We start from the raw sequence: 9,438 nt of genomic DNA, 5'->3' as shown, positions 1-9,438 counted from the left end.
TCTTGGGGCGGGCGACGCGCAGCGCGTGGAACGCCTGGAGGAAGAACGGCTGCAAGCCGCGCAGGCCGAAGCGAAGCTGGCGTCCAGCTGGGAGACTGAACGCGAGCTGGCCGCAAAAGTGTTCTCGCTGCGCGAGACGTTGAACGCGCCGACGACGGCGGGCTTTGACCACGCATCGACGCGGCTGGCTTTGGCGGGCGCCGCAGAGGCACTGGCCGGCGGCCAGGGCGACGCGCCGATGATTCACACCGCCGTAGACGCCGCGGCGGTGGCGGCCGTGGTGGCCGACTGGACCGGCATCCCCGTGGGCCGCATGGTGCGCGACGAAGCGCACGCCGTATTGGCGCTGGCGGACACGCTGGAAAAGCGCGTGATCGGCCAGCGTGAAGCCCTGGACGCCGTGGCGCGCCGCATCCAGACTTCACGCGCCGGCCTGACCGACCCGGCCAAGCCGGTGGGCGTGTTCCTGCTTTGCGGGCCCAGCGGCGTCGGCAAGACCGAAACCGCGCTGGCCCTGGCTGAAGCGCTGTATGGCGGCGAACAGAACCTGATCACCATCAACATGAGCGAATTCCAGGAGTCGCACACCGTCTCCACGCTCAAGGGCGCGCCGCCGGGTTACGTGGGCTATGGCGAAGGCGGCGTGCTGACCGAAGCCGTGCGCAGGCGGCCGTATTGCGTGGTGCTGCTGGACGAAGTCGAGAAGGCGCACCCCGACGTGCACGAGATTTTCTTCCAGGTCTTTGACAAGGGCTGGATGGAGGATGGCGAAGGCCGCTACATTGACTTCCGCAATGCGGTCATCATCCTGACGTCTAACGTCGGCACCGAGCGCATCGCCACGCTATGCCGCGATCCCGCGTTGATGCCGGATGCCGAAGGGCTGGCTGCCGCGCTGCGCGAACCCCTGTTGCAGGCGTTTCCGGCGGCGTTGCTGGGGCGGCTGGTGGCGGTGCCTTACCTGCCGCTGTCGGACGATATGTTGGCGCGCATCGTGGCGTTGCAATTCGACCGGGTACGCCGCCGTTTGCACGAACACCACGACGTTGCGCTGGACGTCGCCCAAGAGGCGACGGCGCTGGCCGTGGCGCGCTGCACGGAAGTCGAGTCGGGCGCGCGCATGGTGGACGCCATTCTTACCAACACGGTCCTGCCGCAGATCAGCCGCGAACTGCTGGGCGCGTCCATGCAGGGCCGCAAGCTTCAAGGCGTACGCCTATCGGCCAATGGCGCGGAATTTCACTATGACTATGACTACGCGTGAAGCGCTAGCGGTCGGTGTCGTCCGGCGCTTTCTTCACGGGGGCGGGCCGCATGAAGCCGCCGACTTCACGCAGGTGGTCAGCGGCGGCGCGGCCATCCGTGGCATCGTGCGGGCCGCGCAAGGCGTCGTCCACGGGGTGGGTCCGGTGGTCGGCCAGCGGGTCGTGGGCGGGCAGCGTGGACGGTGTGCCGTCGGCAAAGACGCTGGGCGAGCCATCATTGGGCGCGTCGAACAGCGCCAGCGGATCAGTGACCGGGCGCGATACGGACGCGTCGCCGCGGGGCAGGTGACGCAGCGGGTCGTCGGGGTTGCGCACGGCGGCGGAATCCAGGTCGAAGGGGTGGGTGGATACGTCGGGCGCGCTGCCCACGGGCAAGGTGCCGGGGCCGATCAGGTCGCTGAAGATGTCTTCGATGTCGGGGGCGGCGGCGGGCGCGGCGTCGGGCTCGGTTGCGGCGAACGTGACGGGGTCCGCCCGCAGGCGGTAGGCGCCGATTTCCAGCTCGTCGCCCGGCATCAAGGGCAGTTCCTGATCGCGTTCAACCCGTTGCCCGTTGACGCGCACGGTGCTCATGCTGCTCAGGTTCAACAGAAAGCCAGTGTCGCCCGCGTCGTGGACGCGCAGTACCGCTTGCACCCGGCAGATCTCGCCCGCGGCGTCGGGCAGGCTCAGCTGATTCTCGGGGCCGCGGCCCACCGTGCCACCGGGCGCCGTGAATTCGGCGTGGATGGGTTCGAAAGCCGGGTCGCCGGCACGTTGGAACACCGTGAGCTTCATGCCTTTCTCCTTGGCGTGGGCGGCGCGTCAGCGGGCCTGGGCTGCCTTGGCCGCCTTGAAGACCGGGCCCCATTGGGGATGCCCCGCTTCGTTGGGCGCAAGTTCGAACGAGGGTTGCAATTGCAGGATGCGGGTGAAGCTCTCTTCGCAAAGCTGGTGGTAGCCAATGACGCAGTAGCTGAAGGCTTGCAGCTTCAAGGCCTCGATGCGCACGGGCGTCGGCGCGGTGGCCAGGGCATCGGACGTGGCCACGGTGCGCGCAACGTCGCCGAAGCGGCTGGCGGCGTACTCGTTGCGCACTTCCTGCAGCGCTTCGGCGGCTTGCGGGGACGGCGAGGAACTACAGGCCGCGAGCACCGCAAGAATGGCGATCAGGCTAAGACGAACGGGCTGTTTCATGGCGCGGGCGTGTCGATACACGAGGAAAGTGGCTCGGTTATTCCGCCGATGATAGCGGCCCGGCGCGTAGGGGTTGCGTCGTGGCGTAACAGACGTGTGTGTTTTATTTCCGAGGGCTTATGAACGGTTTTTCTTACGGGACAAGCTTGCCCAGGGGGCGCGCGCCAGGGCGCTGGCTGCGCATGGCGGCATGTTTGGCGGCCGGGGCGCTGATCGTCGGGTGCTCGTCGACCGCCAAGCGCGTGCCCGCGCCTTACGCCATCGAACTGCGCGCCGACCCGAAGGTAAACGCCAGTGCCAGCGGCAGGCCGTCGCCGGTGCAAGTGACCATCTATGAACTGAAGTCCGCCAGCACTTTCCAGGCCAGCGACTTTTTCACCTTGCAGGCCGATGCGCGCGCGGCGTTGGGCACAGAGCTGCTCAACACCGAACAGGTGATTCTGCGCCCGGGGGACACGAAGGTGCTGCATTACCCCGGCAATCCGGACGCGCGCGTGGTGGGCGTGGTGGCCGCATACCGGGATCTTGAACAAAGCAAATGGCGTCTGCTGGTGTCGCTGCCCGAGCCGCAGAACACGAATATCTACAAGGTCTGGCAGTTTTCACCGAACGAGGAGACGGTGAAAGTGGCCGTGACGCGCGCCGGCCTGGAAGAAGTGGACCGCAGCCGTTCGTGGTGGCCCTTCTAGCAACAGAATTCAAATCAGAACAAGAGAACCTGAGCATGGTGAGCAGAGACAAAGTGATCTGGTCGGAGGGCATGTTCCTGCGGCCGCAGCATTTCCAGCAGTTGGAGCGTCATGTACTGCATGCGGCAACGCAGCGTGCGGTGGCGGCGCAGGGGTTCTTCTGGGGCTTTTCGCATCTGTCGTTGGACCGCGAAGCACTGGCGATCGGCAAGCTGGTGCTGACCGACGCCTCGGGCGTCATGCCCGACGGCACGCCGTTCGACTTTTCCGGGCCGGCCGCCGCGCCCGCCGCGCTGGAGGTGCCGGCGCGAGCGCGTGACGCGCGCGTCATGTTGGCGATTCCGCGTACGCGCCCCGGCGCCACCGATGTCGTCTACGAAGGCGAAGAAGACACCCTGGCGCGCTATCTCGTGCACGAGGCCGATGTGGAAGACACCGGCTCGGTAGCGCTGGAACCCGCCCTGCTGCAATTGGGTCGCCTGCGGTTGCGGCTGATGCTGGAAGACGAGCTTACCGACGATTGGCTGGGCCTGGGCGTTGCGCGCGTGGTGGAGCGGCGGCCCGACAACCGCATCGTGCTGGACGACGGCTACGTGGCGCCGTGGCTGGCGGCGGGTGAACATCCCGTGCTGCGCGGGTGGGTCAACGAACTGTATGGCCTGCTGGGTGCGCGTAGCGAAGCCTTGGCCGCGCGGCTGTCGCAGCCCGGTCGTGGCGGCGTGTCCGAGGTGTCCGACTTCATGTTGCTGGAAACCGTCAACCGTTATGTGGGGGCGCTTTGGCATGCACGCCAGAGCGCGGGCCAGCATCCCGAGCGCCTGTTCCACGATTGGCTGATGCTGGCTTGCGACCTGTCCACCTTCACGTCGACAACACGACGCCCGGAGGTGTTGCCCGAGTACGTGCATGACGATCTGCAAAACACATTCGCGCCACTGATGCACGAGTTGCGCCGGTCGCTGTCCGCGGTGCTTGAGCAGCGCGCGTTGCAGATCCCGCTGCAAGACCGGGGCCAGGGCGTACGCGTGGCGCAGATTGCCGACGCCGAGCTGCTGCAAACGGCCGGCTTCGTGCTGGCGGTGCACGCGGACATGGGCACGGACACCGTACGCGCGCGCTTTCCCGCGCAGGTCAAGATCGGCCCGGTCGAACGCATCCGCGATCTGGTGCACTTGCAACTGCCGGGCGTCGCGGTGCGCCCATTGCCGGTGGCGCCGCGCCAGATTCCCTACAGCGCCGGGCATGTGTATTTCGAATTGGATAAAAGCGGCGAGTTCTGGAAGCAGCTGGAGCGCACCGGCGCGCTGGCCTTGCATCTGGCGGGCGATTTCCCCGGCCTGACGATGGAGTTCTGGGCGTTGCGGGACTGAACGCGGAGACAGCTATGCATGCATCGGACCACACCCTGTCCGCCCCGCCGGGAAGCCTGGGCGACACGCCCGGCCAGGCCTCCAGCCGGTTGCGGCCTCATGACTATGTCATCAGCGGCGCCAACCCGCTGGTGGCGGCGGCCAACCCCTTGCTGGACTTGATTCCGCAGATCCGCGCCACCGCGTCGCACCCGTCGCCCGCGATGCTGCGCGAGCACTTGCTGGACGAGATCCGTCAGTTTGAGTTGCGCGCACAGCAGGCGGGCATTTCCAACGAAACGATCCTGGGCGCGCGCTACTGCCTGTGCACAGCGTTGGACGAAGCCGCCGCCTTGACCCCGTGGGGCGGGGGCGGGGTGTGGTCCGCCCACAGCCTGCTGGTGACCTTTCACAACGAGACTTGGGGCGGCGAGAAATTCTTCCAGCTGCTGGCCAAGCTATCGCAAAACCCGGCGCAACACCTGGACCTGCTTGAACTGCTGTATTACTGCCTGCTGCTGGGTTTTGAAGGCCGCTACCGCGTGATGGACAACGGCCGTTCGCAACTGGAAACGCTGCGCCAGCGCTTGCTGCGCATCCTGCGTGGCGCGCGCGGCGAGTACGCGCTTGCCTTGTCGCCACATTGGCGCGACGAGCCCGCGCAAACGCCGCTGCGGCGTTTGCCCGTGCCGCTGTGGGTCTTCGGCGCGTTGGCCGCCGTGCTGGCGCTGGCCTTGTATTGGGGGCTGGGATGGCGGCTAGGCAGCCAGTCGGACGGCGTGTTCGCGTCCATCAGCCAGCTCAAGCCGCCTGTCGTGCAGATCGCGCCGGCGGTGGTGAAGCGGCCCGCGCCCGCGCCGCGCCTGGCGGTGTTTCTGGCGCCCGAAATACGCGACCAGCTGGTCAGCGTGCGCGACGAAGTGGACCGCAGCGTGGTGGTGCTGCGCGGGGACGGCGTGTTCGAGTCCGGTGCCAGTTCCGTTCGCGATCAGTACCTGCCCGTGCTGTCGCGCGTGGCAGACGCGCTGCGCGAGACGCAGGGCAGCATTCTGGTACGCGGGTATTCCGACAACATCCCGATGCGCAGCGCGCGCTTTCCGTCCAACTGGCATCTGTCGCAAGCCCGCGCCGACGCCGTCAAGGACATGCTGGAACAACGCCTGGGCCAATCGGCTTCGGCGCGCGTACGGGCGGAAGGGCGTGGGGACGCGGACCCGGTCGCGCCCAACGATACGGCGGCGGGTCGCGCGCTGAACCGCCGTGTGGAGATCACGGTGCTGGTGCCGCCCACGCCGCATGAAAGCGACGCACAAGGAGGCAAGGAATGATCTACCGATTGTTCGGATGGTTCTTCAGCCGGCGCGTGTGGAATTTCCTGGGCCTGGTGGCGCTGGCGCTGCTGATCTGGATTGCAGGGCCGCTGATTGCGGTGGGGGCCGTACGGCCGCTGGAAAGCCAGACGGTGCGCATCATCGTCATCGCGGTCATGTTCGCCATATGGCTGCTGCGCTGGGTGTGGCGCAAGTGGCGGGAAGGGCGCTTGAACGCGCAACTGCTTGGCCAACTGCGTCCCCGGCCGCGCGCCGAAAAGGCCGTGCAAGACGTTGCCGAGAACGACGAGATCCGCCAGCTGGAAGCGCGGTTTGACGAAGCCGTCGAGCTGCTGCGCAAGACGCGATTCGAGAATCGCGGGAAGCGCCGTCCGCTGGATCGGTTCTCGAAACAATATCTGTATCAGCTGCCCTGGTACGTCATCATCGGCGCGCCGGGGGCGGGCAAGACGACGGCGCTGGTGAACTCGGGCTTGAACTTCCCGTTGGCCGAGCGCTACGGCAAGGTCGCCTTGCGCGGGGTGGGCGGCACGCGTAATTGCGATTGGTGGTTTACCGACGACGCGGTGCTGCTGGATACGGCGGGGCGCTACACCACCCACGAAAGCGACCCCACGGGTGACGAGGAAGAGTGGCGCGGCTTTCTTCGCCTGCTGACCAAGTACCGTGGCCGGCAGCCGATCAACGGCGCCATGTTGACGGTCAGTGTCGAAGACCTGTTGTCGGCATCCGATGCGCAGCGTGCGCAGCACGCGGCGGTGCTGCGGCGCCGCTTGCAGGAACTACGCGAGCAGCTGGGCATCGCGTTTCCGGTCTACGTGCTGGTGACAAAGACGGATCTGTTGTCCGGCTTCGAAGAATACTTTGCGTCGTTCAGCCGCAATGAGCTGGCGCAGGTGTGGGGCTTTACCTTGCCCTACGCGCGCACGCAGGAGCCTGACTTCGATTTGTACGACGCCTTCCATGCCGAATACGGGCTGCTGCAACGGCGGCTGGATGACGCCTTGCCGGAAGTGGTGGCCGCCGAGGAAGACCCTGCGCGACGCGCACTGGCCTACATGCTGCCGCAGCAGTTTGCCGGGCTGCAAAACATCCTGGGCCATTTCCTTAGCGACGTGTTCGCTACGTCGAAGTTTGAAGCGCGCGTCATCCCGCGTGGCGTGTACTTCACCAGCGGCACGCAGGGTGGAGAAACCTTCGACCAGGTAACCGGGCATCTGAAGCGCTACCTGCGCATCGATGGTGCGGCCACGCCCGCGCCCAGCGTGCCGGGCGAAGGCGAGGGCCGCAGCTACTTCCTGAAGAACCTGCTGCGCGATGTCATCTTCCGTGAAGCGGGCCTGGCGGGCCGTAACCTGCGCTGGGAACGCCGCTATCGGCAATTGCACTGGGCGGGTTACGGACTGGTCACGGCGATGTTCGTGGCGCTGATTGCCGGCTGGGCCTTCAGCTATCGCAACAACTCGGCGTATGTGGATGAAGTGGCGCGGCGCGTGCCGGCCGTGGAAAAGCTGACGCGCGACATCAAGATCACGCGCACGGGCGATCTGCTGGGCTTGATGCCCTTTCTGGACAGCCTCTGGTATCTGCCCCGACACGAGCGCTTTGAGATCGACTCGCCGCCGCTGGCGTACCGCTTCGGGCTCTATCAGGGCTTCAAGCTGCAAGCCGCCGCGCAGGGCGTGTACGACAACACGCTGGATCAGGTGCTGTTGCCGCAAGTGGCGCGGCGTGTGGAAGCGGCGTTGCGGGATGCCTCGGCAAGCGACCTGGAGTATTCCTACGAGGCGTTGCGCGCTTATCTGATGTTGTACGAGGCGGACCGCTATGACGCCGAATTCATGCATGCGTGGCTGTTGTCGGACATGCAATCGACGTTGCCTGACGGGTACACGCGCCGCCAGTACGAACAGCTGTCGCTGCACTTGCGCCACCTGACGCAGGGCCACGTGCTGGCCTCGCCGTTTCCGAAGGACGAGGCACTGGTGGCGCAGGCGCGCGAGAAGCTGGCGCGCTACACGCTGGCGCAGCGCGCCTACAGCCGCTTGCGCCGCACGCTTGCCAACACCGACATCGCGCCCGAGAACACCGCGGTGACCCTGGGCGGCGCGCAGGCCAGCGCCGTTTTCGTGCGCAAGAGCGGCAAGCCGTTAAGCCAGGGCATCCCGTCGCTGTACAGCTATCGCGGTTATTGGGACGTGTTCAACAAACGGGTGTCCAGCGTGGCCGAGGTGCTGCGGTCAGACGATGCGTGGATCTTGAACATTCCGGCCCCCGGCGTGTTGGACCAGGCGGCGCAGCGCCAATTGGTGGCGGGTATCAAGCGCTTGTACATGAATGATTATGTGGCGCAGTGGGATGGCTATCTGAATGACTTGCAGCTGGCGCCCAGCAAGTCGTTGCTGCAAAACATCCAGATGGCTCGCACCTTGTCAGCGCCGGAATCGCCGCTGGTGCAACTGGTGCGCGGGGTCGCGCGCGAGACCTCTTTGCTGCGCGATTCCGCCAAGGACGAGCGATCGCTGGTGGACCAGGCGCGCGATCGTGTCGGCAGCACGCGCGAGGCGCTGGAGCAGATGTTCGGCCCGACGGGGCCGGGCGCGGCCGCGCGCGCGGATGCGTCGGATGAAAAGCTGGAACGTATCGTTGACCAGTACTTCGAGCCCTGGCGCCGGCTGGCGCAGAACGATGGTGGGGCGGCCGGCGCCGCGCCGCCCATTGCCGCGACCACGGGGCTGATCAATGAGCTTTATACCTATCTGACGGCTGCCGACGCGGCGCTGCGCAGCGGCAGCCCGACTCCGAGTTCGGATTCGGTGACCAAGCTGCGCGCCGAAGCCGGACGCCTGCCCGGCCCGTTGCGGGACGTGCTCAACGCCTTGTCGGTGAACGCATCGGGCGAGGTGTCGGACGTGGCCCGCGCGCGCATGGGCGAGACGGTGTCGGCCACCATCGGCGTGTTCTGCGGGCAATCGGTGGCGGGACGCTACCCGTTTTCCAGCCGATCCACGCGTGACGTTGCCCCCAACGACATGGCGCGGCTGTTCGGGCCGAACGGCATGATGGACGACTTTTTTCAGAAGAACCTGGCAACGCAGATCGACGTGTCCGGGCCGCGCTGGCGCTTCAAGCCCGGTGTCGATGGCCGCTCGGGGGGCAGCTCGGCCACGCTGGACGCGTTTCAACGCGCGGGCGTCATCCGCGATGTGTACTTCATGGCGGGCAACCCCATGCCGTCGTATCGCGTGGCGATCCGGCCGGTGGAGATGGACGCGGGCATCACGCAGTTCGTGATGGACGTGGATGGCCAATCGGTGCGCTACGCGCATGGTCCGCAGGTGGCGACCACGGTGCAGTGGCCCGGGCCGCGTGGCAGCAACCAGGTGCGTATCGAATTGACGCCGCAAGTTGGCGCGGCGGGCCTGACAACGTCAGGCCCGTGGGCGCTGAATCGCATGCTGGACCGTGCGCAGTTGCAACGCGGCCCGTCGCCGGAGATCACGTTGGCCACGTTCGACCTGGGCGGGCGCAAGGTGGTGCTGGAGATCACGGCCAGCAGCGTCAAAAGCCCTTTTCATCTAGCCGAGATGCAGGGTTTCGCCTGCCCCGGCGCGTCGTGACCGGGACA

7 protein-coding genes are annotated in these 9,438 nt (G+C 66.6%); 5 read left to right on the top strand and 2 right to left on the bottom strand.

Annotated elements, in window-relative coordinates:
• The coding region (locus tag ACNPP0_RS14690) for an AAA family ATPase (protein WP_448706305.1) at window positions 1–1,264 on the top strand (1,264 nt) is incomplete at its 5' end.
• 4 nt (window positions 1,265–1,268) lie between these two features.
• Here ACNPP0_RS14690 and ACNPP0_RS14685 read toward each other — a convergent pair.
• Together ACNPP0_RS14685 and ACNPP0_RS14680 are read right to left on the bottom strand one after the other, a co-directional pair.
• A complete protein-coding gene (locus ACNPP0_RS14685) occupies window positions 1,269–2,042 on the bottom strand; it encodes an FHA domain-containing protein (RefSeq protein WP_448706304.1) in 774 nt (257 codons plus the stop codon).
• Between the two features lie 27 nt (window positions 2,043–2,069).
• Entirely contained in the window at window positions 2,070–2,441 is a 372-nt protein-coding gene (locus tag ACNPP0_RS14680; protein WP_332609451.1) for a TssQ family T6SS-associated lipoprotein, read from the bottom strand.
• A 182-nt stretch (window positions 2,442–2,623) separates the two neighbouring features.
• Here ACNPP0_RS14680 and tssJ point away from each other — a divergent pair, with 182 nt between their 5' ends.
• Genes tssJ through tssM form a run of 4 tightly spaced genes read left to right on the top strand, consistent with a single transcriptional unit; the run spans window position 2,624 to window position 9,430 of the window.
• Window positions 2,624–3,130 (top strand): type VI secretion system lipoprotein TssJ, encoded by a 507-nt coding sequence (tssJ, locus tag ACNPP0_RS14675; protein WP_332609453.1) that lies wholly within the window; start codon window positions 2,624–2,626, stop codon window positions 3,128–3,130.
• A 35-nt stretch (window positions 3,131–3,165) separates the two neighbouring features.
• Window positions 3,166–4,500 carry a type VI secretion system baseplate subunit TssK gene (gene tssK / locus ACNPP0_RS14670; RefSeq protein WP_448706303.1) on the top strand — a complete coding sequence of 445 codons (1,335 nt, stop codon included), beginning with the start codon at window positions 3,166–3,168 and terminating at the stop codon, window positions 4,498–4,500.
• Between the two features lie 14 nt (window positions 4,501–4,514).
• Entirely contained in the window at window positions 4,515–5,807 is a 1,293-nt protein-coding gene (locus ACNPP0_RS14665) for a DotU family type VI secretion system protein (protein ID WP_448706302.1), read from the top strand.
• Entirely contained in the window at window positions 5,804–9,430 is a 3,627-nt protein-coding gene (tssM, locus tag ACNPP0_RS14660) for a type VI secretion system membrane subunit TssM (protein WP_448706301.1), read from the top strand. The genes ACNPP0_RS14665 and tssM overlap by 4 nt, the downstream gene beginning before the upstream one ends.
• Window positions 9,431–9,438: the final 8 nt, after the last annotated feature.

Source organism: Achromobacter semiaridum, assembly GCF_053543755.1.
This window is presented reverse-complemented; position numbering and strand designations above follow the sequence as displayed.

Coding starts and splice junctions, on each gene's coding strand:
- ACNPP0_RS14685 (WP_448706304.1), bottom strand. CDS start 2,042: ATGAAGCTCACGGTGTTCCAACGTGCCGGCGACCCGGCTTTCGAACCC.
- ACNPP0_RS14680 (WP_332609451.1), bottom strand. CDS start 2,441: ATGAAACAGCCCGTTCGTCTTAGCCTGATCGCCATTCTTGCGGTGCTC.
- tssM (WP_448706301.1), top strand. CDS start 5,804: ATGATCTACCGATTGTTCGGATGGTTCTTCAGCCGGCGCGTGTGGAAT.
- ACNPP0_RS14665 (WP_448706302.1), top strand. CDS start 4,515: ATGCATGCATCGGACCACACCCTGTCCGCCCCGCCGGGAAGCCTGGGC.
- tssK (WP_448706303.1), top strand. CDS start 3,166: ATGGTGAGCAGAGACAAAGTGATCTGGTCGGAGGGCATGTTCCTGCGG.
- tssJ (WP_332609453.1), top strand. CDS start 2,624: ATGGCGGCATGTTTGGCGGCCGGGGCGCTGATCGTCGGGTGCTCGTCG.